We start from the raw sequence: 26,101 nt of genomic DNA, 5'->3' as shown, positions 1-26,101 counted from the left end.
GTGCTGCTAAGGCGTGGCTGTTTGTGATCAACAGCTATTCAGCCAATCGATGGAGCCGCCGGGATGCAGGCCAGACCGGTTCAGGACGTTCAGCACCAGGCAAATCGACGTTAGAAGCACGCTGCGGGGGGCCCTTCGTCCGGAAAACTCAGGCGAGTCGCCAGAAACCAACAACACTGGCCAAAGGTCTCAACGATGCAGCGGGGCGCATTTGTGCTCGCCGCTGGATAAGGACCGTCAACCCGAGCCGTCGAAACGAAACGGCTATTTCACCGGAGGTGTGAATGCTGCAGAACGTTCGGTTGGGACCCGAGGCATTCGAGCGGGGCGGCGACCCGGCGGCCATGCTGCGGGACCTGGAAACAGCGGGCCATACGGTGGGCGACATGCTCTGCGAAGCGTTGCGCTCAGTGCGTTCGCACCTGGGCATGGATGTCGCGTTCGTCGCCGAGATGGTGCAGGGCTTTCGCGTGTTCCGCCATGTAAGCGGTCGTAGCGATCCGCCGCCGATATGTGTGGGCGGCTCCGATCCTCTTTCAGACAGCTACTGCCAGCGGGTGGTGGATGGCCGGCTGCCGCAGCTGATCCCCGACACCAGCAAACTGCCCGAAGCGGTGGCGCTGCCCATCACCGAGATATTGTCGATCAGCGCCTATATCAGCGTGCCGATCCGTTTCAGCGATGGTCGCTTGTACGGCACCTTCTGCTGCTTCAGTTCCAAGCCTGACGGCACCTTGAACGAACGTGATCTGGATACCCTGCGGTTGTTCGCCGATTTTGCCGGCCGGTTGCTCGAGACTCAGGCCAAGGAGCAGCGCGAACAGGAGGAGCGGCTCGCGCGCATCAACAGCGTGCTGAGTGAACAGGCGTACAACGTCGTGTATCAGCCGATCGTGGATGTGAGGCAGAACGACGTGGTGGGCTACGAAGCGCTGGCGCGATTCTCCGGCGAACCACAACGTACCCCGGATCTCTGGTTCGGCGAGGCCGAGCAGGTCGGTCTGCAATGCGAACTGGAAATGGCGCTCGTCCAGGAAGCCCTGAAAGGCCTGAGTGGCATTCGCCAGGACCGCTACCTGTCGCTGAACGTCTCGCCGGAAACCATCCTCGCCGGGGCACTCGGAACCCTGCTGGACGGCCAGCCCCTGGACAGGCTGATGCTCGAGGTCACCGAGCACGCGTCGGTGCGCGACTATGACCTGATCGCCGAAGCGCTCGAACCCATGCGCGCGCAGGGCCTGCTGCTGGCGGTGGATGATGCAGGTGCTGGCTATGCGAGTTTTCGCCACATCCTCAAGCTCAAGCCGGACGTGATCAAACTCGACGGCAGCCTGATCCGCAACATCGACAGCAACCGCGACTGCCGGGCGCTGGCGTCGGCATTGATCCGCTTCGGTCAGGAGACCGACTGCAAGATCGTCGCCGAATGCGTCGAGACAGAGGCCGAACTGGAAATCCTGCGCGAGCTTCAGGTGACCAAGGCGCAGGGCTATCTGCTCGGCCGCCCTGGGCCGCTGGGTGGCAGCCAGCAGACCTAGACGAGGCCGCGACTGACAGGTGTAAACCGTCTGGTGTCCTGTCAGTCGGCCCTTTCTGATGGCTCAGTTGCCCCGATAGGTCGAGAAGCCGTATGGGCTGAGCAGCAGCGGGATGTGGTAGTGCGGCACGGTGCCGTCCATCTCGAAGATCACCGGGACTTCCGGAAAGAAACTCGCCGTATCGTGCGCCTCGAACCAGTCACCGGTCTTGAAGGTGACGCGGTAGGTGCCTTTTTCCAGTGCCTTGTCCTGCGGATAGAGCGCGGTGATGCGGCCTTGCTGGTTGGTCACGCCATCGTTCAGGGCAGTCCACTGATTACCGTTCTGCTTTTCCAGCGTGACTTTCACATCAGGCGAGGGCAGGCCGTCGTTGAGGTTGAGCACATGCACGCTGAGCGGGTTGTCGGCAGCCATGGCGAGGCTGGAAAGGCTGGCAAGAGCGAGGCTGGCGCAAAGGGTTTTCAGGTTAGTCATGTTGAGCTCCGGTTAACGGGTGGAAGGAAGCAGTTTTGCGATTGCCTGAGTGGCGCAGGCCTCGTCGGTCTCGGCGCCGCCGGCACCGGCTACGCCAATGGCGCCGATGACTTCATCGCCGACCCGCAGCGGAACGCCGCCGCCGAGCAGTAACAGTTCATCGAAAGTGTTGAGGTTGGCGGCGTCCGGGTTGTTGCGGGCGCGCTCGCCGAACAGGCGGGTCGGTGTCTTGCTGGACAACGCGGTGTAGGCCTTGCGCTGGGCGGCGATGGTGTTGTGCGGGCCGACATTGTCGTCACGCTGCAGCGCGATCAGGTTGCCGCCACGATCGACCACTGCCACCGCGGCGGTACGGCCCTCGGCATGGCAGGCCGCCATGGTCGAGTCGAGCAGGGCGTTGGCCAGTTGCAGCGAGACATTCTGCTGGGTAACAGGCTGCGGCGTTGCGGCCATGGCCTGGGCACCGGCAAGGGCCAGGCCGACCAACGAAAGGGGGACAATGCGCATCGGTTTCTCCTCAATGGGCTCCGTGGAGCAGGTGGCGCCATCCTGTGCGGTCGGCCCCGTCAAACCCATTGCCTGCGCATTACGTATTTGTAATGGGATAAACGCTCGTGGGCGCCTAGCCTATGCGCCTCGCCCGGAGGAAGCAGATGCGCATACTGGTGGTAGAAGACGAGTTCAAGACGGCCGATTACCTGCGCAAGGGGTTGAGCGAGTCGGGCTATCTGGTGGAGGTCGCGCTCAACGGCCTGGACGGTCAGCACCTGATTCAGGAAAGCGAGTTCGACCTGATCATCCTCGACGTCATGTTGCCGGGCATCGACGGCTGGCAGCTGCTGCAGATCGTGCGACGCAAGGCGCAGACGCCGGTGTTGTTCCTCACCGCGCGCGATGCCGTGGAGGACCGGGTCAAGGGCCTTGAGCTGGGCGCCGACGATTATCTGGTCAAGCCGTTTTCCTACGCTGAGCTGCTGGCGCGGGTGCGCACCTTGCTGCGCCGCGGGCCGCCGCGCGAAGTCGAGCAGTTCAAGGTCGCCGATCTGGAGCTGGACCTGCTGCGCCGTCGGGTGACGCGTCAGGGTGAGCGGTTGACGCTGACCAACAAGGAGTTCGCCCTGTTGCATCTGCTGCTGAGCCGCGAAGGCGAAGTGCTGTCGCGGGCGCAGATCGCCTCGCAGGTCTGGCAGATGAATTTCGACAGCGATACCAATGTCGTCGACGTCGCGATCCGCCGGCTGCGGGCGAAGGTGGACGACCCTTACCAGCCCAAGCTGATCCACACCGTGCGCGGCATGGGCTACCTGTTGGAAGTGCCGGAATGAAACTGCTGCCGCGCTCGCTGAGCCTGCGTCTGGCACTAATGTTTGCGCTGGTCAGCACGGCGTTGCTGGGTGCGATTGGCTTCTACCTCTATCAATCGCTGGAGCGCGAGATCGCCTGGCGCGACGACCAGGCGCTGCTCGGGCGGCTGGAGCGCATGGCGGCCTTGCTCGATGACAGTGACAGCATCGAGGTGCTGCGCGAGCGACCTCAGCTCTACGCCAACATGCTCGGCAATCGCGACAGTCTGCTGTGGGTGCTGGGGGAGAGTGGGGCGCCGCTGATCGAGATCAATCCCGTTCAGTTGGCGATCCCGCAATTGCCGCCGTCGGATCACCCACGGCTGCGGGATCTGGGTGATCAGGCGCGGCTGGCCTGGATAGATATCGAACGACCAAGCGGCGACCTGACGTTGATCGCCGGCAAATTGCTGGGCGAGCGTGAGCAGATGCTTGCCGCGTACCGCCTGAAACTCTGGCTGGCCCTGGCAACCGGTGCGCTACTGGCGTTTCTGCTGGGCTGGCTGGTGAGTGAACGAGGACTGCGGCCGGTTCGTCAGCTGACCCGCCGGGCGCTGGCGATCGACGTCCAGCACCTGCATCTGCGCATCGAGGACAGTGCCGAGCTGAGCGAGTTGCGGGCCTTGAGCGAGGCACTGAACCAGATGCTGGCGCGGCTGGAGGCCGGTTTTGCCCAGCTGTCGCGGTTTTCCGAGGACCTGGCGCACGAGATGCGCACCCCGCTCAGCAACCTGATGGGCCAGACCCAGCAAACCTTGCGGCGGGTGCGTTCGCTGGAGGATTACCAGAGCCTGCTGGCTTCCAATCAGGAGGAATACGAGCGTCTGGCCAGGATGATCAACAACATGTTGTTTTTAGCCCGCACCGAGCAGGTCGATGCTGCGATTCACCGGCAGGACATCGACCTGGCCGAAACGGTGGAACAGCTCGGTGATTATTTCGAAGGCGTCGCCGAAGAGCACCAGATGCGGGTAGTGAACGAGGCGAGCGGCAGCCTGCACGCCGATCCGGATCTGCTGCGCAGGGCGCTGGCCAACCTCATCGCCAATGCGCTGCGCTATGGCGCGACGGGAACGGAGGTCCGCGTGAGCTGCGAACATACGGCTGACAACGTGGTGATCACTGTCGAAAACAGCGGCGAGCCGATTGCAGCCGAACACCTGCCGCGGCTGTTCGACCGCTTCTATCGCTGCGATCCGTCACGTGCCCAACCGGGCGACTCTGGCGGGTTGGGGCTGGCAATTGTGCGCTCGATCATGCAGCTGCATGGCGGTGAAGTGCGGGTGACCAGTGACGCGTCGGTTACCTGCTTCAGCCTGTCCTTTCCTCGCTGAACGTTGCGGTCCCACCGGGCAGACGGGCTGAACCTTTATCGAAACGGCACAGTCGACTTAACAGGTTGGCCGTGTTCTTTCCGGCCGTTCATCCAAGCCCGTAGGAGACTTTCTCAATGGATAACAAAGACACCATTTCCGTACTCAACGATCTCATCGAAACCAGTAAAGACGGCGAAAAAGGCTTCCGCGAATGCGCTGAAGACCTGAAGAATCCGCAGCTGAAGACCACCATGAATCAACGTGCCCAGGATTGCGCCACGGCAGCCGCTGAGCTGCAGCAATTGGTCCGCACCATGGGCGGCGATCCGGAAACCTCCACCAGCACTGCCGGTGATATGCACCGTCGCTGGGTCGACCTGAAGACCAAGGTCACCGGCAAGGATGACGAGTCCATCCTCAACGAGTGCGAGCGTGGCGAAGACGTCGCCCTCAAGAGCTACCGCAAAGCGCTCGAGAAGGACCTGCCAATGGATGTGCGTTCAGTGGTCGAGCGTCAGATGCAGGGCGTGCAGCGCAACCACGATGAGGTCAAGGCACTGCGCGACGCCGAGCGCGCCCGTAGCTGATCGATCCATGTTGCGAAAACGCCGGCCTCAGTGCCGGCGTTTTTTTGTCAATGCTGGACCCGTGATGCGGGCTGCTGCGTCATCCACATACGGGTTCCGCCGTTCTGGTGAACGGAGCGTATTGATAGAGCTGTTCGGCTGACATGGGGCGGCTGAAATGATAGCCCTGCGCGATGTCGCAGCCCGCCAGCTTCAGATAGACGAGCTGATCCCGCGTTTCCACGCCCTCGGCCACCACCGTCAGACCCAGGCGCTTCGCCAGCGTGATGGTGGACGAGACGATGGGGTTGTCGTCATAGCTGTTCGACAGCGGGGCGATCAACGCCCGGTCTATCTTCAGTGTATTGAGCGGCATCGAGTGCAGGTGGGCGAAGCCCGCATAGCCTCTGCCGAAGTCATCTAGGCTGATGTTCAGCCCAGCCACACGCAGCCGTTCGAGATGCTCGATGGCCATGCCTTCATCATCGAGTACGACCGTTTCGGTAATCTCAAGCTCGAACTGCCAGGCTTCGATGCCGCGCTGCGCCAGCTCGCCCAGCAAGCGCTCGCTGAAATCGGCTTGTCGAAGCTGGATGGCCGAGACGTTGACGGCTAAACGCGAGGAACGACCTTGTGCCCGCCAGTGCTTGAGCTCCTCGAGCGCGAGACGTATCACTTCCCAGCCGAGCGCGACGATGAACCCGCTGCGCTCGGCCAGCGAAATGAAGCGATCCGGGTAGAGCAGGCCGAATTGCGGGTGTTCCCAGCGCACCAGCGCCTCATATCCGCAGACCTGCATCGAATCCAGCTGGATTTGCGGTTGATAGTGCAGGACGAATTGCCGCTCGCTCAACGCGGCAACCAGCGACTGCTCCAGAGAGAATTCATTGATATCCGTAAGGTTCAGGGAGGGGTCGAAGAACCGGTACTGGCCGCGGCCGGACTGCTTGGCCGAGTACATCGCGGCGTCAGCGCAGCGGATCAAACCGTCGACCTCCTGACCATCACGGGGACAGATGCTGACACCGATGCTCGGGCTGGTGTTGACCTCATGTTCATCGAGGGCATAGACGGCGGTGAGCTTGTTCACCAGATCGCGGACCCAGGTGTCGATCTGCTCTTCACTTCGGTCGCCGGCGAGCAGCACGACGAATTCATCACCACCGAAGCGCGCCGCCTGATCACCGGGCTCCAGCGTGCGGCTGATCCGGCCCGCCACGGCCTGCAGTAGCAGATCCCCGACCTTGTGCCCCAGCGAATCGTTGATCGATTTGAAGCGATCCATGTCGATGAAGAGTATCGCCATCAAACGTCGCAGATTGCGCTGGCGAGCCAAGGTTTCAGCGCAGATATCCAGGAATTGCCGGCGATTGTGCAGGCCGCTCAGGTGGTCGGTAGCGGCTGCATGGGTGCTGCGCCGATGTTCGTCCTCCAGACGACTGATCCGCTCTTGGTCGATCCGATGGGCCTGCTCCAGGGCGCAGAATGCCTCGTGACGCCTCTGCAACAGCCGCATCGCCCAGATTGCCCCGCCGAGGATGAGCAGCGTCATGCCCAGATTCATCCACAACTGACGGCTGAAACTGCGCTGGTGGGCCGCGAGAATGTCGTCGATCTGCTGGCTGACGACCACACTGAAGCCACTATCAGGAGCGCGGCTGTAAAGGCTCTGATATTCCTGATCAGTGCTGTATTGGATGGTCATGCCGACATCCGACGCCGCAGGCAGACCGGGTCTGAGGCGTTTGCCTGCGGCGGTCATGCCACCGTTTGTGAAGTGGAGCCGTCCCTCGTCAGCACTGTCCAGCAATCGCACCAGCCCGGTAGCGCCCAGGTCGGCGTGATTGAGTAGAACGGCGAGTGGGCTGACGTCCAGCTGCACCAGTAGGATGCGCTTCAACTCAATCGAGTCGGGGCCGGTCAGCGGTATCAGAAAAGGCAACTGCCAGCTTGCAGGCGCTGCGGCCTGCTGCAACGCCATAAGTCGAGGCAGGAGGGGCTTGTTACCGTGTTGCGCAATATGGGCGCGGAGTTCCGCGAGCCATTGTTCTGGCAGTGGCTGGGAGTCAGACGTGCTGGCGAGCAGGCGCCCGTTCAGATCGTAGAGATTCAAGCGCTTGAGGGTAGGATCCTCTGCAAGCATGCGAACGAGGTTTTGATCGTCGGAGCTGAAGCCGTCGCTCAACATCAGGTGACCGATGACCCGCACCCGGTCGACGCGTTGTTGCAAGTTCTCCACGGCACTACGGACCAGGCTGAGATGCTCGGCGGCCTTGGCTTGCAACGCTGCCCTTCGCGACGTCTGTCCGTGGTGCCAATACGTTCCCCACAGTAATGCCAGCGTGGCTATACAGAGCGATAGCAACAGCGCTTGAGGAAACGTGGGGGAGGACAGGAACCGTCGAATCACGGCAGGGCACTCAATGCGTAGTGATGGCAAAATATCATCACGTTATGTCATGGCGATGACAGCATTCGGAGGCGCACATTGGCTGGCTGCGGATGCTCCGCCGCGAATCGCCGGCACTCGAACGGTTCTGCACACAAAGGTTCTCATCGCTCAGGCAAAATCAAGCGAACTGCTAAGCTGTTTCATCCGTTTTCCGGAACCCGCTGCTCATGAATTCCTTCATTTCCCCATCGAGTGACGAGACCAGCGCACAGCGCGCCGAGCTGGCGCGGCTGGTCGAAGGCGCGGTCAGCGGCGACGGTATGCATCCGACCGCCATCGAGCCGCTGCATCTGATCCGCTGCGCAGCGCCTGGCGAGATGACTTATGGCCTGCATAAGCCGGCCTTGTGCGTCATCGTTCAGGGCGGCAAGGAAGTGCGCCTGGCTGACGAGCTGTATCGCTACGACCCGCTGCACTATCTGGTGGTATCGGTGACGCTGCCTGTTGCCGGCTGCGTGATCCGGGCGTCCAGCGAGGAGCCTTACATCTGCATTCGGCTGGACATCGACCCATCACTGATTGCCGGGCTGGTTGCCGACGCCAACCCGGCGCCAGCGCCGGAAGATACCGCGGGGCGTGGCCTCTATCTGGACCGTATCGACGCGCCGCTGCTGGACGCCACCCTGCGGCTGGTGCGCCTGCTAAACAACCCCAAGGACATCCCGGTCCTCGCGCCATTGGCAGTGCGCGAGATTTTCTACCGACTGCTCTGCGGGCCGCAGGGACACCACCTTCAGGCGGTGGCGCTGCAAGGCAGTCAGTCGCACCGGGTCAACGATGCGATCGAGTGGCTCAACCGCAACTACGTCGAGCCGCTGCGCATCGATGAGTTAGCACGACGGGTCAATCTCAGCAGCTCCAGCCTGCATCATCGATTCAAGGCACTGACGGCCATGAGTCCGTTGCAGTACCAGAAGCAGCTTCGCCTGCAGGAAGCCCGCCGGTTGCTGGTGGCCGAAGGGTTGGAAGTGTCGGCAGCGGGATACCGGGTGGGCTATGAAAGTCCCTCGCAATTCAGCCGGGAATACAGCCGCTTATTCGGCGCCTCCCCGGTCAAGGACCTGGCCCGCCTGCGCAGCACGGCCTGACTCAGCGCGGCGAGTCATGCCCTTGGCTGGGCTTGAGTTCGAAGGCAATGGACCAGTTGTAGAGCGGGTAGGGCTTGCCGACCAGCGCCTCGATGTTTGCCTCTTCCGGCATACCTTCGTCGGGCAGGTATTCATAGGTGGCGTCCGCTACGGTCGGGTCACTGTCATGCAGCTCACCGGCGCCGCCTGTTGCATGGCTGGCGTAGCGGATGGTCGGGATGCCCACCAGATCGCGGCCGACAACCAGCCGCAACACGGTATCGGCAGCGGCTTCGATGTTTTCCACTGGCACCTTGCCCTTGTCATCGGTGATGACGAAACCATAGTTCTCGATCATCTGCGCCTTGTGCCCGAGATAGGGCTCGCTGAACGCCAGCGGCGGATGTGGCACGTGGAAGTCCATCAGGATTTCACGACCTTCGACGGTCGCGCGCAGCGGTGATAGCGGTTGCCAACCACGTTGCTCGACCACCACCTGATGGAACACCTTGCCGAGCATCTGGCCGAACCAGCGATAGCCATTGGCGGATAGATGCGTGCCTTTGTCGACGTAGGGATAGACCGGGCCGGCGAGGTACCAGTTGGGTTCTTCCTTCGCCAGTTCCCACTGCGCAAGGCCGATGTCCAGGCTGCCATCGACGACCGACGTCTTGGCGTCGGTCTGGTAGCTGATGAACGCCGGCATCCGCTTCTGGCCGATGGCCTTGGCGGTGTCCTCGTTCAGGTCGTTGCGTAACTGACGCAGCATCTTCTTGTAGGTGGCCTTGTCGTTGATGCCGCCCTGGACTTCGGCATAGTCGTATTCGCCCTGCAACCAGAACAGCGCGCTGAGGGTGTAGCTGGCGTCATCGGCTTGCGCGACCTGCCGGGCCTGATCCACAGCCTGGAGTACTCGCTTGTATTCGTGGGTTCCGCCGACCTTGGATAGCTGTGCGATGGAACGGCCGGAGGTGGCGGCGTTGCTGGCGACGAGCAAATGCTCTGGGTCGGCCTCGATGCCTTTGCTGTCGAGATAAAGCCGCCGGGCCATGTTCAATGCGCCCACCTCGACCGACTCGCCTTCTTCCTGCGCCTGTGCTTCCAACTGCGCGACGGCCTGCGGGTCGAGCAGAACCTTGGGGTCACGTTTGAGCTGCACCACCGCCTGCAGCGGCTTGAAAGCGGCACCACCGACCGGCACGAAACGATCACCACTGAAGGTCGCCGAGCGCGTCGCGTCGCCCAGCATCAGGTTGTCGTAGCCCGGCTTTTTCGACAGCGCGGGCCAGCCCTCGGCTGCCGAGGCCAGCGACTGACCGAAGGTGATGATGTGGTTGTACTTCGCCTCGAGCGCTGGCGGCTGATGCTTGGGTTGCTCGATCATCTGCTGGCTCCAGCGCTTGTTCTGCGCGTCGCGCGCCGCGATAGCCTGTTCATCGGCATGGGCGAACAGTGCGGCGCCTGATAACAGCAGGCCGCTGAAGGCATAAGCAATCGGGGTGCGAGGGGCCAGGAAGGTTCGGCGGGACTGGTTGTCAGCAGGGAGCATCGATCGGTTCCTTGTGATTGAGGCGCAAACGAGCGCGATGCAAGGGAGGCGGCCGGATGCGGCGTACCGCAAGCGTAGGGCAGGCGTTTCGACGGCCTGGGATGCGCTTAGTTCTGATGGAGTGCGCGACGGGCCCTAGCCATCAAGGCGATGCACATCGCGAGCGGCAAGGCTGTGGGGGGCCAAGATGTTTTCGACCACGCCCTTGAGAGCCGCTGCCAACTCTTCCAGCCGGTAGGGTTTGGCCAGCACCTGTACGCCTTCGGCTTCGGCCGTTTGCTTGATCGCCTCGGCGTAGCCACTGGTGAGCAGAACCGGGACACTGAACTGGCGCGCCCGGATTTCTCGTGCCAGTTCCAGCCCGTTCATGCCGCCGGGCATCATCACGTCGGAGAACACGACGTCGACTTCCCGCTCATTGGCGAGCGCACCCAGCGCTGCCGCGGCGCTGGCGGCATAGGTCACCTCATAGCCGAGGTGTTCGAGCATCTCGCCCACCAGTGCGGCCACTTCGTCATCGTCATCAACCAGCAATACGTTGCCGGCCGAGCGCCGGGCGGGCTCGTTCACCAGCGGTTGGTCTTTCGCCGGGCTCGGCAAGTTGACCGAGCGCGGCAGCAACATCACCACGCTGGTGCCCTGGCCGCATTCGGTATCGATCCACACCGTGCCGCCGGATTGCCGCGCGAAGCCGTATACCTGAGCGAGGCCGAGCCCGGATCCCTTGCCGATTTCCTTGGTCGTGAAGAAGGGATCGAAGACCCGATTGCGAACGTCAGCTGGGATGCCGACGCCGGAATCGATGACCGCCAGGCGAACAAAATCGCCCCGGCGACCCAGCACCTGCTCGTTGGGTGCGTTGCAGGCCTGCAGAAGAATCGAGCCACCTTCAGGCATGGCATCGCGCGCATTGACCGCGAGGTTGAGGATGACCAGCTCGAGTTCGCCTGGATCCACCTCGACGGGCCAAAGGTCCGACGCAAATTCTTCTTTCACGTGCACATCGCCGCGCAAACTGCGGTCGAGCAGTTCGCGCATTTGGCTGATCCGCTGAGCCAGGTCGACGGCTTCCGGCGCCAATGACTGACGGCGGGAAAACGCGAGCAGCTGGCGGGTCAGTGCCGAGCCGCGCTGGGCGGCTTGTCGCATGCCGTCCATGAGGCGCTTGCGGCGCTCCGGATCGGCGCGGCGATCAAGCATGTCGAGCCCGCCAGAAATCACCATCAGCAAATTGTTGAAATCATGAGCGATGCCACCGGTGAGCTGGCCGATCGCTTCGATCTTCTGCGTTTGCCGCAGGGTTTCTTCGATGTGCGCACGCTCGGCCATCTGCGTGCGCAATTCGAGGTTGGTGCGTTCCAGTTCGCTGGTGCGCTCCACCACCAGTGCTTCGAGCTCTTGTGAGGCGCGTTCGCGCGCGTCGATCAGTGTGCGCACTTCGTACTGACGCAGGCGACCCCGTACGGCGGCCTGAACGGCGCTGGTCAGGGTGATGCTCTGCACCGGCCGCTCCAGCAGCGAGACGTTGCGCAGCGCCGCCACCATGCGCTGACGCCAGGCGGCAACGGCGGGCTGTTGGTGCTTGCTGGTGAGGACTACAAACGGAAAGTCCGACCAGGGCGGTTGCTGATCGACCCAGTCGGACAAGGCCTGTAGATCATGGCCAAAAAGGCCTTCTTCGGCGATGAACACCGCCGCGGCATCGGTTTCGGCGCGTTGCAGCACTTCATCGACGCCATGACAGACCACCGCATCCATGCCGCTGCGGCGCAGCAGTTCGGCTGTGGCCGGGCCATCCCGGCCGATGGGGGCGTAGACGACGATCAGCGGATGCTCTGGTTTAGTGGGCGTCGTCATGCTCGTCTGTCAGTAGCTCAGTCGCATCACCGGTGTATTCCGGTGTGCCCGATAGAATCCCGCTGAAGTGACTCAGCGGTGGCCCGACCTCGACGCCGGTAGTGCTGAGCCGGTATTCGCGAACGGTGTTCTCGTGCCGCCCGCTGCGCTTCTTGACCACGGACAAGGCCCTGCGGACGATGCCGGCGTGCTCGAAGTAGCGCAGCATGATAACCGCATCGCTGAGGTAGCTGATATCGATTGGCGTATCCATTGGGCCCACTAGTCCATGCTGGGCCAGCACCATGATGCTGATCACGCCTTTCTGCCCCAGGTAGCTCAGCAGCTCGTGCATCTGCAGAATCAGAAAGCGGCCATCCGGCATCGCATGCAGGTAGCCGTTGAGGCTGTCCAGGATTACCAACTTCGAGCCTTGCTCTTCAACGCTGCGACGCACGGCTGCGGTGAATTCACCGGGTGACAACTCAGCCGGATCAACCTGTTGCAGATGCAGCAGGCCCTGTTCGATCCAGGGCTCCATGGCAAGCCCTAGCGACCGTCCGCGCGCCAGCAGCGTGGCGATGTTTTCGTCGAAGACGAAGAAGGAGACCTGCTCGCCGCGCTTGCATGCGGCTACCGCAAAACTCAATGCCAGGGACGACTTGCCGACGCCCGCTGCCCCGACAAACAGCGCGTTGGTGCCGCGCTCCAGACCGCCGCCAAGCATGATATCCAGTGCGGCATTGCCGGATGAGGCCGCCTCGCCAATGTAGCGGGAGTGATGCTCGGCCGCGATCAGACGAGGGAAGATCTGCAGCCCGCCTTTGCGGATGACGAAGTCGTGATAGCCGCCGCGAAACTGGATGCCGCGCATCTTCACCACGCGCAAACGCCGCCGCTCGGCGCCGTAGTCGATGGCCAGCTGCTCCAGCATGACCACGCCGTGGGAGATCGAGTGCAGCTGCAGGTCGCCCAGTTCCGAGGTCTGGTCGTCCAGCAGGATCACGGTGCAGCGGCGGGTGGTGAAGAAGTGCTTGAGCGCCAAAACCTGACGCCGATAGCGCAGCGGGCTTTGCGCCAGCAGTCGCATTTCCGAGAGGCTGTCGAAGATCACCCGGGTCGGGTTGGTTTGTGTCACGCGGTCGAAGACTTGCTGAGTGGTTTCGCTCAGCTCCATCTCTGCCGGATGCAGGACAGTCAGTTCTAGCTCGGGGTCCAGGCTGGCCTCGGGGGTTACCAGCTCGAACACGTCGATGCCTTCGAGCGACCACCCGTGCCGCTTGGCGACCAGTTCCAGTTCTTGCTTGGTTTCCGACAAGGTCACATAAAGGACCTGTTCGCCCTGACGAACGCCCTCCAGCAGAAATTGCATGGCGATGGTGGTTTTACCGGCGCCCGGGCTGCCTTCGTAGAGGTACATCCGGTTCGGGTCCAGGCCGCCGCCGAGGATGTCGTCCAGTCCTTCGCTGCCTGTGGAAATACGAGGGAAGTCTTCGTCCGGGTTGAAGGAAGGATCAATGGGATCGGTCATTCCGTACTCCTTACGCAGGCTTCTGTATGAATGAAGCCGCGTTTGTTGTTCCAGCCGGCCGAGTCCATGCATTCAGAACAAGGGCCATGCGGAACACGCCCGTAAAGTGCCTATTCGGCGGGTCGGGCTAAAACCCTCTCGAACAATCGTCAGAGGCATACCGAGCGAGCTTATTGCAGGTGTTCGGCGGACGATAGCCGAGGGGCGCAGTCAGATAATCCGACTCGTTTTTCCCAAGCCCGTTCCGTGTCAGCCTGTTTGCCAGACGCGCTCAGCCGGCTTTATGGGGGGCTTGATAGCCCGCCAGGCCAGGCTTGCAGACGTTTCGTTTGCTGTGTCGAACAGGCTACTGACGAGATGACGACGCAACAGGTTGCAACCATTGACCCTTGGTTCGTCTGGTCAGCTGCCCCATGATCAGGCTTTGCCTGCCGCGGGTAACCTGCATGTCTCGTTTCTCTCGCCCATCGGCGTCTGCACTGGGGCGCTTTCTCAATCTCGGCGGCACCGGTGCACGTATCGCCGGGAACCTGCTGGTGCAGCGCATCACCCCCGGCAAGGCACGCATCGACTGGGCGCCGATCGGGGCCTTGCTGGGGGATACGCTGGGGCAGATGAAAGGCCCGGTGCTCAAGCTCGGCCAGCAAGCCTCGCAGTGGCAGGACGTTCTGCCCCCACCGGTCAGTGCGGCGTTGTCTCGTCTGCAGAATCAGGTGCCGTCGCTGCCGTTCGCCTCGCTCGAATCACACCTGCAGCGTCGCTATGACGGACGCTTGTACGAACTCTTCGACACCATCGAAGCGCAACCCGCCGCGGCGGCGTCCCTGGGGCAGGTGCACCGGGCGCGTGATCAGCAGGGGCGGGCGTTGATCATGAAAATCCAGTATCCGGGCATCCGCGCCATCTGCGACGCCGACCTGCGTCAGCTGCGCCGGCTGATGCCGCTGGGGCGATTGTTCGGCACGCCCTCGGCGCGACTCGAATCCGTCTACCGTGAGTTGCAACGCGGCATCGACCAGGAACTCGACTACGACGCCGAGCGCCAAAATCTGGAGTGCTTCCGTCAGCACTTTGCGGATTGGCCAGGTGTGCATATTCCCTTTGCCGCAACGGAACTGTGCCGCCCAGGTGTGCTGGTGCTGGAGGAGCGGCCGGGGCGCTCAATGAACGAGGTTGAGCAGGCGCCTACCGAAATTCGCCAACGACTGGCCGAAGCGCTGTGCGACTGGCTTGCCGAGCAGGCGTTCGGCCTCGGGCAGCTGCACGCCGATCCGCACCCGGGCAATCTGGCCTGGACCGAGACGGGGGAGCTGGTGGTCTACGATTTTGGCAGTGTGGTGCCACTGCCGGAGCGTTTGCTGCGTGCTTATGTGCAGATCTTCGATGCCCTGCGCGGCCCCTCCAGCGAGGCGCTGGAGGCGGGCTTCCAGGCACTCGGCGGTCGCCAGCCTGGGAGCGCGCCACCGCATAGCCTGTATCGCCGCATCCATCTGCTGCTGCACCCGTTGCTGCAACCGGGCGCGCAATGGGATTTCCGCGGCGCATCGCTGCATCAGCAACTGATCGAGCTCTCGCCGCTGTTGATGTCCGCGCTCGGCAGTCTGCAGCCGGCGTCCGGTACGCTGCTGGTCAACCGCACGCTGGAAGGGCATTACTGGAATCTCTACCGACTCGGCGCATGCCTGCCGGTGGCCGACCTGCTGGCGAACCATATCGAGCAATGGCGCGCCGGCCTGCAAACCAACAAACCGGGCTAAGCGCTCGATCTGAACCGAGCCCGACCCACCCAACCAGGCCGGATCTTGGCCAGAGGCAACCATGATGCAGATGGAATCGTTTCCCGAGGGCTATCGCGCGCTGATCATTGGTGCCTCCGGCGGCATCGGGGCTGCGCTGGTCGACGCGTTGCGCATGGACCAGCGCTGCTCATCAGTAACGGAACTGGGGCGCTCGACTTCGCCGCCGCTGGACTTGTCTGATCCGGTCAGCATCGAGCAGGCTGCGGCAGAGCTAGCCAGGCATGGGCCGTTCCACCTGATCATCAACGCCGCCGGCGTGCTGCACAGCGATGCTTTCATGCCGGAGAAACGCCTCGCTGACCTCGACCATCAGCAGCTACTCGAAACCTTTCAAGTCAACACCTTTGGCCCGGCGCTGCTGCTGCGGTATTTCTCCGGATTGCTCGACCGTCAGCGGGGTGTGCTGGCGATGCTCTCAGCCAAAGTCGGCAGCATCGGCGACAACCGCCTCGGTGGCTGGTACAGCTATCGCGCCTCCAAGGCCGCGCTGAACATGCTGATCAAGACCGCCTCCATCGAAATCAAGCGCAGCCAGCCGAATGCCGTACTGCTGGCGTTGCACCCAGGCACGGTCAGCTCGAATCTATCCCAGCCCTTCCGCGGCGCCGAGATTGGCCGGCCTGCCGCCGATGCAGCGGATGATCTGCTGCGCGTTGTCGACGGGGTGGGGCCCGAGGCGAGCGGTGGGTTTTACGCCTATAGCGGTGAAGCGTTGCCCTGGTAGAAGCGGGCGATGAAGTAGGGAGGGCAAGGACAGCTGATTTTCAGCTACATAGGGTGTGTCGTTTCTAATTGCTGGTGGCGCGGCAGCTTGAGGTAACCCGGTTCGACTGATCCTGAAATAAATAGCCTTCAGGAAACGGTTCCACAACCGAGTGCAACGGGACTTACGTCGAGCCGTCCGCGAGGGGAAAGTATGCTCGAATAGTCTTCCCTGCCATTGGCCCCTAGCATCTGTCAGGCGCGCTCCCTCTATGTTCATGATTTCACAATGGGAGTGATGGTCCGTTTTGCGTATATTCCATTAAAGAACTGCAGCGCTACGTATGACCCGGGCACACGCGAACATAAGACAGGCTTTGGCAGATGGATCTATATAAGCAGGTATTGTTCGCGTTTATTGTGCTGCTGGCAGCGGCGCAGACACGGGCAGCACCAGAGGTAGTAATTGACGAGCACCCGATCAAACAGACCGATTTTCGGATGGGCTATTTTGTCGATGCCTCGCACAACCTGACGTTTGATCAGGCCAGAGCCCAGCCATTTAACGAAACTGGCAACCGGACCTCTCTTGGCGCTGATGCAAGGGTCGCCTGGTACCGGCTTATTCTGCGCAACGCATCGGATACGGATCAGAAGCTGTTTATTCACCTTCCGCATGCATACCATCTACGCTCAGTTGAAATTTATGAAGAACGGGACGGCAAGCTGCGGCAACGCGAACAGCTTAATATGAATCAAGCTGCTGATTCAGGCTTGATGTTTCGCGGAACTTTAGTTTTCCCGCTGGCGCTTCCCGCGCAGCAGTCCAGCACGCTGTACTTGCGCAGCGTATCTTATTCTCACCAATGGTTCGCGATCGATATTTATAACGAACGAGCGTCGCGTCTGGCATTGGTAAGTGTTAATACCGATATCGCTCTTATGGTCGGCATGCTGCTCGCTCTCGTGTTCTACAATGCGCTGCTGTATTTCGCCACCAGTAACAAGGAGAACATCTACTATTCGCTTTATCTTATCTCAGGGCTGGTCTGGATCGCGCTCTCCTACGGCCTGATTGCCAGCGTGTTTAATGGGTATGGTGACGCAGTTTTCCAGCTGAACATGTCGCTGATTACGATGCCCATCTTCTTGCTGCTGTTCATGATGTCAATCTTCGAGACGAAGTTGTTATACCCCACCGAGCACCGCTTTCTGCAAGCACTGATTGCGCTGCTGGCGGTCACCTTCATATGGTCCTTTTTCGATATTTCTGCTGCGCTCAAACCGGCAAGCAGTCTGGCAGCGCTGATGATGCTGGTCACCTTTTCGGTCAGCATCTCGCTGTATCGCAAAGGTCATCCGCTCGTAAAGTATTTCCTGGTTGGCCACAGCTTCTTCGTACTATTCAATATTCTTGCCGTGCTTACTTATAAAGGCATCCTTTCGCCGACCTATGTAAGCAGTCATGGGGTTGGCATCGGTATCGTGCTCGAAGCGCTGACACTGGCATTCATTATCTCGCACCGAATCAAGCTGCTAGAGGATATGCGTGCCTCTCAAGCGGATTTGAAAAAGCAGGCGGACACTGACCCGCTGACCAAGCTGTATAACCGACGGTACTTCTTTCCAGAATCAGATTACTTACTCAAGCTGGCCAGAAGCTCCCGCACTTCGATATCGATCGTGACGCTCGATATTGATCATTTCAAACGCATTAACGACTCCCACGGCCACGCCAGTGGCGACCAGGTCATCAGGCTCTTGGCGAAAACTCTGAAAGAAGAAAGTCGCACTATTGACCTGGTTGCTCGTTTGGGCGGCGAGGAGTTTGTCGTTCTGCTGCCAGGGGCTAACCTCCTGGAGGCTGGCCAATTTGCCGAGCGCATCCGTTGCGCCGTGCAGGTGCTGGAAGTTACGTCCAGCATAGGCGAGAGCATTCAGGTCACCGTAAGTATTGGTGTCGCAGAGATCGATACCACCCAAGAGAGCATCGAGTCCGCACTGGCGCGCGCCGACGGGGCGCTGTACGAGGCTAAGGAAAGCGGTCGCAACCGCGTGTGCCAAGCAGAGCCCGCTATGGCTTCTAGCATCGAAGCGTTGGCTGATTGCGTAAGCGATTGAACCGATTGGTGTGCCCGTTGTGACCCAACCGCCTGACCATCGGCGGGACGGATTGGACAACTCTCTATAAAGCCATATGGATGGGGCTTGCCTGCCGCGCATCGCTGTTGATGCGCTGCGGCATCGCATAGGATCCCATGACGACCTGATGCGGTTGTTTCTTTGCGACCTACTCCCCCCACGCCAAGGGCATTGCCCAGGTGCTCGATTCCACACGGCGTTGCGTTGCGAGCTGGCCGAGCACTGTCCCCATCCTTATTGATCCGACACAGCTGCCGAAGCGACCGCAAATGCGTGTCAGACGGCAGCGCTGCAGGTTGATCGCCACGGACGCGTCAAAGCCAGCTGTTCGCCGTCCGGTTCCTCGCCGCTTGGCTCGAACCTCTGCATTCGATCGGGTTCAGTTTAAGAACAATGCAAGCTTCAGCGGCGTTTAATGCTGGCTTGGCTTGAATGCACCCCTATGCGATGCCCTATGTCTGACGAGGAGACAGCGTTTTGCAAAAGCTTTTGGGACCCAAGGAGCCCCATGCAGACGAGCGACCGTCCAGTTGCAACAGACAAAGCACAGTAAGAGGGTTCGATATCGAGTTCTATGACGGATCGAATGCTGAACTCATCGCCCACATCATCGAGGCGAGCAACCGCGAGTTCAGCTATATCGTCACCCCTAACGTCAACCATGTGGTCCGGCTCGAAGACGATCCCGAACTGCGCCGCGCCTATGCAAACGCCAGTCACAGGATTTGCGACAGCCAGGTGTTGAAAGGCTTGATGACACTGCTGCGCATCCCTGTCCCGGACGTTATCCCTGGCAGCGACCTGACCGCGGAACTGATGTATGTCGCCGAGGCGAAAAGGTGGCGGGTAACGGTGGTTGGCAGCGACGCATCGGGCGTAGGAACGATGCGTCAGCTATACCCGAATGTGACCTTTTTCCATCACAACCCGCCCATGGGGTTCGACGACAACCCGCAGGACGTTCAGAGGTGCATGGACTTCGTCATCGGTCATCCTGCCGAGCTCGTGGTACTTGCCGTAGGTTGCCCTCGCCAGGAAGTTCTGGGGCGACTGATTCGAGCAGATGGTCGAGCACGAGGGGTTGGACTTTGCGTCGGGGCATCAATCGACTTCCTCTCCGGCAAGGTTAAGCGAGCGCCGAGATGGATGCAGCGCATGTCGCTCGAATGGTTGCACCGTATGTGCACCGAACCGCGACGCCTGGCAAAGCGCTACGCCAAAGACGCGGTTCGCATCATGCCTATCGTGTACCGGCAATTTCGGTGACGGCCGGAGCGTGACGGCCGTCGTTCCCCTTTCTTACGACAGCCGTCCGGCCCGACGGCTGTCGTTGTTCTGGTTGTAATCGAAAGGATTTCGCTAGCCCAACCCATGGCGGCGCAGCCGCCGCCCACCCTCAATCGGAACAGGTCTACCGAGTAATGCGCGTCCCGACGAGTGGCGAGATATTGGCGTTACTTAATTGACTTGCGTCATGGGTGGCTGAGGCTTAAGCCTAAAAAATACCGCCCGTCAAAACGGAGTCCACGCAAGCTGTTCGGCATGCGTCGGCCACCATATTGGGCACCACGAAAAGCTTCTGAGCATCTACGAAAAGCTTCGACCGCCCAAACAGACGTAAAACCGCTCTCACGCATTGGATGTATTGCATCGCAGTGCACCGGAGCGAGAACTGCCCATGCCTGCGCCGCTCCGTACAAACGGAGCATGAGGTTCCTATGCTGAAAAATATTCCCCTGAGCGCGAAGCTCGTGCTCATTCTTGCGTGTCCGGTACTCGGTTTCCTTTGGCTGGCCAGCCTCTACATCGCTAACAGCTACAGCACGCTAAAACAGATGGAGGACACTGTAGAGGCCAGCGTGGCCGCGCAGACCGTCAGCCGCCTGATCACCGCATTGCAGCGTGAGCGTGGCGCCAGTGGGGTCTACCTGGGGAGCCAGGGACGCACCATGGCGGATCGCCTGCCAGGCATGCGTCAAGCTACCGATGAAGCGTTGAGCGCCGTGAGGGAACTTGCCGCACGGGATAGCTCGCACATAGGCAATGTTCTAAAGGGCCTTGATGAGCTTCCGGCAACACGTTCGCAGGTCGATACGTTTGCGATCACCAATGTCGAGTCCGGTGCTCGCTTCACCGGCTACATCAGGTCCCTGATCGGTTTCACGCATGCGGTGGAGCGCGGGGTGCAGGACGCCACGCTCGCACGAGCGCTAGGCGGCCTCAACCAGTTCATCGAAATGAAGGAGCGTGCAGGCCGCGAGCGCGCAATGCTGGGTGTTGTCTTCGCTCAGGATCGCTTCGACGCGCCTTTGCTTGCATCTTTCAGCCGAAACCTCGGTGAATTCTCTGCCTATATGGAAGGCTTCCGTCGTGCGGCGGCGGAGGGTTTTACCCGTGCGCTGGACGAAAAACTGCAGCAGCCGAGCGCGCTCGAAGTGGCGCGGCTGCAACGCTTGGCTTTTGAGGTGCCGATTGGCCAAAGCCTGGGCGTTGACAGTGAAACGTGGTTCGAGACAGCCACCAACCGGATCGACCTTATGGGTGAGCTGGAACAGGCACTCGCTCAGGACGTCGGGACCCTGGCCGCTCTGGCGCGCGACGAGGCACAGAGCGCCTTGTGGATGACCGTCTCCGCGGTGGTCATTGCGCTGTTGGTCGTGGTTGGCCTGTCCTTGCTAATTATTCGCAACATCAAGCTGGCCGTTCGGGAGGTCAATCAGGCGCTGCTCGCCCTGTCGGCGCGGGATCTGACGGCCAAGGCGCGCTACGAGGGCAAGGACGAATTCGGCGAGATCTCACGCAACCTCAACCTCATGGCGATGGAGCTGCAACAGGTCGTTCAAGACATCAGTACCGCAACGGCGCAGGTGGCGACCGCCGCCGAGGAGTCATCCGCAGTCACCGTACAAACGAGCGAGAGTATCGATCGGCAGCGTCAGGGAACCGAGCTGGTGGTGACCGCCATCAACGAAATGAGCGCGACTGTGCGCGATGTGGCCAGAAGCACAAACGATGCGGCCGAACTGTCGCAGCAGCTCAACGCCAATACCGCTCAAGGGCGAGCCGAGGTTGAAAGCACCATTGGCGTCATTCGTGAGCTTTCTGACCAAGCTGACCAGACGGCAAGCATCATCGCGGACCTGAAGCGCGAGAGCGATTCCATCTCGTCAGTGCTGGATGTGATCCGTGGGATTGCCGACCAGACGAACCTGCTGGCGCTCAACGCGGCCATCGAAGCTGCCCGAGCAGGGGAGCACGGGCGTGGGTTTGCGGTCGTCGCGTCTGAGGTACGGACGCTTGCGCAGAAGACACAGGAATCAACCGGCAGCATTCAGGAGATGATCGCCAACCTCCAGGGCGGGGCTGACCGGGCAGCTCGCTCGATGCAGGAAACACTGGTCAAAGCGCAGAACGGCTCCAGCAACATTGGCCGGGCGGGTGAGTTGCTCGCAGAGATTGCCGAAGGTGTGTCGGCGATCAGTGATCGCAACCTGCAGATCGCCACGGCAGCGGAGGAGCAGAGTGCGGTGGCCGAAGACATCAATCGCAACATCGTCGAAATCAACGATGTCGCGATTCAGGTGAGCGCGGGCGCAGAACAGACGGCCACGACCAGTCTGGAACTCGCCCGCCTGGCTGAGCAGCAGCAACAGCTGGTGGGCCGGTTCAAGGTTGCTTGAGCCGCGACGCTGCGGTGTAACCCCCTGCCGCCAAACGGCCGCTTTGTGGATGAGGTGGAGGGTGTTATGTGCCGTTATCCGTTCGATATTCGGCTAATGGCTTTCTTATGTATTGGACTGCGGTAGGTCGATAAACGAAGCCGCAAGGGGCCGCTATCGGCCAGAAGCGGCCATTAAGGACAGGTTTTTTTAGCCACAAAGCACGCCACCTTAGATGTAGGTCAATCTCTCCTCACTCTATGCTCCGCGGCGCCACGAGCCGTCGGGAAGTTCAGCCACTCGATCAGCCAATGCCAGGGCAACAATCAGATCCCTTTTGTTCAGCGGTATACAGTAGGCCGGCTTCGCCCGTTCAAATCGCCAACTTTCATCCAATTTTCCAGCATCGACCGCGTCGAATCCTATTTCATCCAGCAGCGAGATCACGAGTTGTTTTGCCGTAGAGTCGTCCGCAGCGACCGGCAGTGCTCGTCGATCAGGCGCCCCTTTAGGGCGTGAATCACGCGTCAAGTCTTCGGCAAGAATTGCATTGAACAACTTGACCACCTTGGACCCCCGTAAGTGATCGGCGATAAGGCGGCTCGTGGTTTTCTCGAGCCTATCCAGAACACCAATCTGACCGTCGCGGTCAGGGTAATAGTTGTTTGCGTCCAACACGATTTTGCCATCAAGCCATTCGGCTGAAAGACTTAGGTAGCGTCGGAAGGGAATGGCCACCAATACAACTTCACCGAATTTCGATGCGTCCTCAATCGTGCCGACTTGGGAGCCAGGGATATCAATAAGCACACCACTCATGCTCTCGGGACCTCGTGAATTACTGAGCAGCACCTCGTGCCCAGCTGCGAGGAGCAATGTAGCTACCGCACGCCCTATAAAACCTGCTCCGATGATGCCAATCCTCATGTGATTGCTCCGCTTAAGGCTGATGGAGAATTCATGATGATTGCCAACCAGTAGCAGATAAATAATCATCTAATTCCTAGTCTCGTTACTAAGAGTGTCTAATCGTGGATCGTTTGACGAGCATGGCAGCGTTTGTGACCGCGGTAGAGAGCGGCTCATTTGCCAAGGCGGCGGAGCGATTAAGCTTGTCGCCGCAAATGGTGGCCAAGCACGTCGTTGCGTTGGAGCAGCGGCTGGGAGCGAGTTTGCTGAACCGGACCACTCGCCGCCAGAGTTTGACTGCATTGGGCAGCGCCTACTACGAACGCTGCAAGCACATTCTCAGTGAAGCTCAGGCAGCCGATTCCCTTGTTCAAGTCATGAGTGACACGCCGTGCGGCAGGCTGAAAGTTAGCGCACCTGTAACGTTCGGCTCTCACAGCCTAATGCCCTTCATCACCGATTTTTTGCGACAACATCCGAGAATTGAAATCGACCTACACTTGACCGATCGGTTAGTCGACCTAGTCGATGAGGAGTATGAAGTGGCGTTCAGGATCGGCCCGTTGGCATCTTCAACCTTAGTGGCAAGGCCATTGAGGCATTACAAATTGATAGCTTGCGCGGCTCCAAGCTATCTGGCCGACCGCGGTGTCCCGCTAGTGCCAAACGATCTGACGAACCATGAGTGTCTTGGATATGCGTACTGGTCGCGCCCGGCTGATCGAGAGTGGGAGTTCTCCAAGGACTCAGTGACCGAGCGGGTACAGGTTTCCAGCAGATTGTCGGTCAATGAAAGTAGAGCCCTTGTGTCGGCAGCCCTGGAAGGCTTCGGAATTGTACTGGGTCCTGAAGATTTTCTTACGCCAGCGTTGCGCAGCGGCGAACTGGTTAGACTGCTCGCTGAATATGAGACTCCAAGCCGGCCCATGCACTTGCTTTACACAGCCAACCGCCAAAGAACAGTTAAGGTGCGCCACTTTATTGATGCTGCTCTTGCGCGTTTCTGAATCGTCCCCGGTTTCGAAGACACCCCAAACCATGGAGACCCCAGGATTCGTTAGTGTCCGCTTTTGGCCGATTCTGTTGAAAAACTAGCTTCAGCGGCAGCCAGCCGGTCAGGTGTGCCGGCGTTTCACTGAGCGTCCTTGCTCAGGCTTGAGGGTTAATCTGAGAGTTTCTGCTTGCAGCAGGCGTACCTATCCCGTGAATTGCCCGGTTTTCCTAAACACAGAATGACCTCTTCCGACCGGAAGCGGTCTTTCCAGCAGATTCCGCTGAAACTCCTCACGGCGCCGGGCTTGCCAATTAACAGGAGGTACGGTGGGTTGACTGCTTGGCGAGATATTGCCCAGCCTGCAGTGAGAGTCATCGGCACGTTTTCAGTATCCCTTCGTAATCAACCGCACGTGCTTGCTTAGACGCTATCCTGGGGGTGGGATCGAAATCAGCGCAAGGAAAGAGGGATGACATGCGTGTTGCAAGCCTGAAAGTGGAAAATTTTCGAGGGATTAGAACTGCAGATATTCTTCTTCCTGATCATGCGGTTATCGTCGGCGACAACAACATAGGGAAATCCACCCTTCTCGAGGCTATTGACCTTGTTCTGGGGCCGGAGCGCTTGTCACGTCGCCCGGTTATTGATGAACACGATTTCTACGCTAGCGAATACATTGGTCCAGAGGGGCAGCCTGTCCCCATTAGCATTGAGCTCGTGATTACTGGGTTGAATGCAGACCAGGAAATGCGCTTCAGAGACCACCTTGAATGGTGGGATAACAAGCACTCTAAGGTTCTCGATGGACCTCCCGCTCAGGGGACAGATGCAGAAGGGGTTCAAACCTGCCTACGCGTTGGTTTCACCGGTGGGTATGACGCCGAGGATGATGATTTCATCGGCTCAACGTACTTCGCGTCTCCTGAAAGGCAAGACGGTACATTTGATGCCTTTCGAAACACTGACAAACGAGAGTGCGGGTTCCTTTACCTTCGAACTGTGCGCACTGGCAGTCGAGCTTTAAGCCTAGAGCGGGGCTCGTTGCTCGACATCATCCTGAGGTTACAGCAGGAAAAGAACTTCAAGATCTGGGAGGACTTGCTTGTCGAACTTCGCGACCTTGAGGTTGCCGAAAAGCCGGAACTTGGGATCAGTAACATCCTTTCAAGTGTACAGGCCGCTATCAGAAGCTATATGCCGTCTGATGGCGGTACTGATCCCCACATGCGGGTATCTGACCTCACAAGAGAGTCTCTTCGTCGGACACTCACAGTGTTCATGGCCACCGGTGCTCAACGTAGCGACGGCAGCGAACATGCCGCACCGTTTCAACATCAGGGCACCGGCACGATAAACATGATGGTTCTGGCGCTGCTATCACTCATCGCTGAGCTGAAGCAGAACGTCATCTTTGCAATGGAGGAGCCAGAAATTGCCATCCCTCCCCATATCCAAAAACGCATCATCAATGGCGTCCGAGGTAAGTCAGCCCAAGCCCTGTTCACGTCGCACTCTCCGTACGTTCTTGAAGAATTCACGCCACAGCAGATCGTCGTAGTTAGTCGGGAGGAAGGGCATCTGCAGGCACGCGAGGCCGGGATGCCACCTGGCATCAAAGCCAAGCTCTATAGGCAAGATATCCGGCAGCGGGTCTGTGAAGCCTTGCTTGCACGGCGTGTGCTTCTTGCAGAGGGACGCACTGAATATGATGCTTGGCCCGCAGTGGCTCGCATGCTCCACAAGGAAGATCCTAACCGGTTCATGCCGTTAGAGGCATTAGGTATCCCCATCCTAGATGCCGGCAGCGACTCTCAGATAGCTGCCATGGGGGCTTACTACCGTGGCTTAGGGAAAACGGTGTACGCAGTTTTCGACCAGCAAGAGCTGGCACAGCGGCAGGCTATTACCGAGTCGGTTGACTTCCCTTACGAGGCTCCCGAAACAGGGTTCGAGAATGTCGTTCTCAACGGAACTGATGTGGCTGTGCTTCGCAAGTATGCTACCGATCTGGTCGCCAGCGAATCTTGGCCATCAGACCTCAGAGAAAGGGTACCAACAGATCAAACCACCGCTGACGAGCTAAAGGCGATCTTGAGCGTGCTGCTGAAACGTTGGAAAGGTGATGGAGCGTAAGCGTCTAGCTAACTCACCTTGCGTATCTGTATCACAGGCTGCACGGGTAGCTGTATCACACGCTGAACGCTTACCGTGTATCACATCGTGA

Annotated in this window: 19 protein-coding genes; 12 read left to right on the top strand and 7 right to left on the bottom strand. The window is 60.0% G+C overall.

From position 1 onward, the window contains the following. Positions 1-284 precede the first annotated feature (284 nt). Positions 285-1,538 (top strand): sensor domain-containing phosphodiesterase, encoded by a 1,254-nt coding sequence (locus tag ACIGHL_RS20235; protein ID WP_128119539.1) that lies wholly within the window; start codon positions 285-287, stop codon positions 1,536-1,538. A gap of 63 nt (positions 1,539-1,601) precedes the next feature. Here the strand turns inward: ACIGHL_RS20235 and uraH are convergent, their stop codons facing one another. Continuing rightward, the gene (gene uraH, locus ACIGHL_RS20230; protein WP_128119538.1) at positions 1,602-2,012 is read right to left on the bottom strand and encodes a hydroxyisourate hydrolase; all 411 of its coding nucleotides are present in this window, start codon (positions 2,010-2,012) and stop codon (positions 1,602-1,604) included. Between the two features lie 12 nt (positions 2,013-2,024). After that, positions 2,025-2,519: a GlcG/HbpS family heme-binding protein gene (locus ACIGHL_RS20225; RefSeq protein ID WP_446697716.1), complete on the bottom strand. Its 495-nt coding sequence runs from the start codon at positions 2,517-2,519 to the stop codon at positions 2,025-2,027. Positions 2,520-2,665: 146 nt separating this feature from the next. Between ACIGHL_RS20225 and ACIGHL_RS20220 the strand changes: the two genes are divergently transcribed. The 3 genes from ACIGHL_RS20220 (at position 2,666) to ACIGHL_RS20210 (ending at position 5,258) form a co-directional block, all read left to right on the top strand. Next, positions 2,666-3,337: a heavy metal response regulator transcription factor gene (locus ACIGHL_RS20220; RefSeq protein WP_127838681.1), complete on the top strand. Its 672-nt coding sequence runs from the start codon at positions 2,666-2,668 to the stop codon at positions 3,335-3,337. After that, positions 3,334-4,689: a heavy metal sensor histidine kinase gene (locus ACIGHL_RS20215; protein ID WP_128119537.1), complete on the top strand. Its 1,356-nt coding sequence runs from the start codon at positions 3,334-3,336 to the stop codon at positions 4,687-4,689. Before ACIGHL_RS20220 ends, ACIGHL_RS20215 begins: the two co-directional genes overlap by 4 nt. A 116-nt stretch (positions 4,690-4,805) precedes the next feature. Then, on the top strand, positions 4,806-5,258 hold the full coding sequence (locus ACIGHL_RS20210; RefSeq protein ID WP_128119536.1) for a PA2169 family four-helix-bundle protein: 453 nt from the start codon (positions 4,806-4,808) through the stop codon (positions 5,256-5,258). 79 nt (positions 5,259-5,337) lie between these two features. Here ACIGHL_RS20210 and ACIGHL_RS20205 read toward each other — a convergent pair whose 3' ends face one another. After that, a complete protein-coding gene (locus tag ACIGHL_RS20205) occupies positions 5,338-7,647 on the bottom strand; it encodes a putative bifunctional diguanylate cyclase/phosphodiesterase (RefSeq protein WP_128119535.1) in 2,310 nt (769 codons plus the stop codon). A 209-nt stretch (positions 7,648-7,856) separates the two neighbouring features. Between ACIGHL_RS20205 and ACIGHL_RS20200 the strand changes: the two genes are divergently transcribed. Continuing rightward, on the top strand, positions 7,857-8,777 hold the full coding sequence (locus ACIGHL_RS20200; protein WP_128119534.1) for an AraC family transcriptional regulator: 921 nt from the start codon (positions 7,857-7,859) through the stop codon (positions 8,775-8,777). A 1-nt stretch (position 8,778) separates the two neighbouring features. Here ACIGHL_RS20200 and ACIGHL_RS20195 read toward each other — a convergent pair whose 3' ends face one another. The 3 genes from ACIGHL_RS20195 to ACIGHL_RS20185 all read right to left on the bottom strand — a co-directional run bounded on the left by ACIGHL_RS20195 (position 8,779) and on the right by ACIGHL_RS20185 (position 13,672). After that, positions 8,779-10,305, bottom strand: a complete 1,527-nt coding sequence (locus tag ACIGHL_RS20195; protein WP_446697715.1) for a sialate O-acetylesterase — start codon at positions 10,303-10,305, stop codon at positions 8,779-8,781. Positions 10,306-10,440: 135 nt separating this feature from the next. After that, positions 10,441-12,162 (bottom strand): response regulator, encoded by a 1,722-nt coding sequence (locus tag ACIGHL_RS20190; protein WP_446697714.1) that lies wholly within the window; start codon positions 12,160-12,162, stop codon positions 10,441-10,443. Next, positions 12,146-13,672 (bottom strand): ATPase domain-containing protein, encoded by a 1,527-nt coding sequence (locus tag ACIGHL_RS20185; protein WP_446697713.1) that lies wholly within the window; start codon positions 13,670-13,672, stop codon positions 12,146-12,148. The genes ACIGHL_RS20190 and ACIGHL_RS20185 overlap by 17 nt, the downstream gene beginning before the upstream one ends. A gap of 446 nt (positions 13,673-14,118) precedes the next feature. Between ACIGHL_RS20185 and ACIGHL_RS20180 the strand changes: the two genes are divergently transcribed. The 5 genes from ACIGHL_RS20180 (at position 14,119) to ACIGHL_RS20160 (ending at position 21,995) form a co-directional block, all read left to right on the top strand. Then, the gene (locus ACIGHL_RS20180) at positions 14,119-15,429 is read left to right on the top strand and encodes an ABC1 kinase family protein (protein ID WP_446697712.1); all 1,311 of its coding nucleotides are present in this window, start codon (positions 14,119-14,121) and stop codon (positions 15,427-15,429) included. A 64-nt stretch (positions 15,430-15,493) separates the two neighbouring features. After that, complete coding sequence (locus ACIGHL_RS20175; protein WP_446697719.1) at positions 15,494-16,195, top strand: SDR family NAD(P)-dependent oxidoreductase; 702 nt, start codon at positions 15,494-15,496, stop codon at positions 16,193-16,195. A 362-nt stretch (positions 16,196-16,557) separates the two neighbouring features. Beyond that, on the top strand, positions 16,558-18,294 hold the full coding sequence (locus tag ACIGHL_RS20170) for a diguanylate cyclase (RefSeq protein ID WP_446697711.1): 1,737 nt from the start codon (positions 16,558-16,560) through the stop codon (positions 18,292-18,294). Positions 18,295-18,792: 498 nt separating this feature from the next. Further along, complete coding sequence (locus ACIGHL_RS20165) at positions 18,793-19,581, top strand: WecB/TagA/CpsF family glycosyltransferase (protein WP_446697710.1); 789 nt, start codon at positions 18,793-18,795, stop codon at positions 19,579-19,581. Between the two features lie 452 nt (positions 19,582-20,033). After that, positions 20,034-21,995 (top strand): methyl-accepting chemotaxis protein, encoded by a 1,962-nt coding sequence (locus tag ACIGHL_RS20160; RefSeq protein WP_446697709.1) that lies wholly within the window; start codon positions 20,034-20,036, stop codon positions 21,993-21,995. Positions 21,996-22,232: 237 nt separating this feature from the next. Here ACIGHL_RS20160 and ACIGHL_RS20155 read toward each other — a convergent pair whose 3' ends face one another. Continuing rightward, entirely contained in the window at positions 22,233-22,901 is a 669-nt protein-coding gene (locus tag ACIGHL_RS20155) for an NADPH-dependent F420 reductase (protein ID WP_446697718.1), read from the bottom strand. Between the two features lie 122 nt (positions 22,902-23,023). Between ACIGHL_RS20155 and ACIGHL_RS20150 the strand changes: the two genes are divergently transcribed. Together ACIGHL_RS20150 and ACIGHL_RS20145 are read left to right on the top strand one after the other, a co-directional pair. After that, positions 23,024-23,890, top strand: a complete 867-nt coding sequence (locus tag ACIGHL_RS20150) for a LysR family transcriptional regulator (RefSeq protein WP_446697717.1) — start codon at positions 23,024-23,026, stop codon at positions 23,888-23,890. 461 nt (positions 23,891-24,351) lie between these two features. Then, positions 24,352-26,010, top strand: a complete 1,659-nt coding sequence (locus ACIGHL_RS20145) for an ATP-dependent nuclease (protein ID WP_499176707.1) — start codon at positions 24,352-24,354, stop codon at positions 26,008-26,010. Positions 26,011-26,101 lie beyond the last annotated feature (91 nt).

Origin of the sequence: Pseudomonas sp. NPDC077451 (genome assembly GCF_044543345.1) — a bacterium.
In the GTDB taxonomy this organism is placed as follows: Bacteria; Pseudomonadota; Gammaproteobacteria; order Pseudomonadales; family Pseudomonadaceae; genus Stutzerimonas.
Note: the sequence above shows the minus strand (reverse complement) of the source record. Positions and strands in the feature narration are given on the sequence as shown.